We start from the raw sequence: 813 nt of genomic DNA on the forward strand, positions 1-813 counted from the left end.
GAAGGGAGTCCGCAGAATGCGGTAACCGCAATTCCGATCGTGCCGTGGGTGCCGGTCCAGCAGTAACAGCGCAAAACCAATTGCAGGGGTGAGCTTGCTCGCTCCTGCATTTTTTTGCTCTTGCGTTTAATCAAATTGCAGGCAATAAAAAACCGACCCTAAGGTCGGTTTTTTTAATGACTACGTCGATTAAGCAGCTTCTTTCAGTGCCTTGACGTGGCCATTCAGACGGCTCTTATGACGAGCAGCCTTGTTCTTGTGGATGATGCCTTTATCGGCCATACGGTCGATAACTGGCACAGCCAGAACGTATGCAGCTTGAGCTTTTTCAGCGTCTTTTGCGTCGATGGCTTTAACTACATTCTTGATGTAGGTACGAACCATGGAACGCAGGCTGGCGTTGTGGCTGCGACGCTTCTCAGCCTGTTTTGCACGTTTTTTGGCGGAAGGTGAGTTGGCCACCGTCGAGCTCCTCGAAAGACTTTTTAGGAAATAGCAAACAAAATAGGCCGCGAATCATGCCGATGAAGAGAAGTCTTGTCAAGGGCGCTTGAAACGTTCCGCTAAGTGGTAGGTATAAAGAGGCGGGATATTTATTTCCGGCGCTTGACCTGTAAACTCGCGAGCTTTGGCTCTGTGCTGTTGCGGCGCGGAGTATCGCACAAGTGGGCGCATTGTTCGCCTGCTGTTTATCGACAGGCACTAATTTCCTCAATGAATCTGCTCAAATCGTTGGCCGCTGTCAGCTCTATCACGATGCTTTCCCGGATTCTGGGGTTCGTCCGTGACACGCTCATCGCTCGCACCTTTCGG

1 protein-coding gene and 1 pseudogene are annotated in these 813 nt (G+C 50.9%); one reads left to right on the forward strand and one right to left on the reverse strand.

The window, feature by feature from the left end; genetic code table 11:
- Nucleotides 1-189: 189 nt before the first annotated feature.
- Entirely contained in the window at nucleotides 190-462 is a 273-nt protein-coding gene (gene rpsT, locus HT737_RS30470; RefSeq protein WP_003228351.1) for a 30S ribosomal protein S20, read from the reverse strand.
- Nucleotides 463-567: 105 nt separating this feature from the next.
- On the opposite strand from rpsT, the pseudogene HT737_RS32250 reads away from it, so the two are divergent.
- A pseudogene (locus HT737_RS32250) lies at nucleotides 568-813 on the forward strand (lipid II flippase MurJ); the annotation flags it as partial.

The organism is Pseudomonas sp. MD195_PC81_125, assembly GCF_014060985.1.
GTDB classification, from domain to species: Bacteria; Pseudomonadota; Gammaproteobacteria; order Pseudomonadales; family Pseudomonadaceae; genus Aquipseudomonas; species Aquipseudomonas parakoreensis.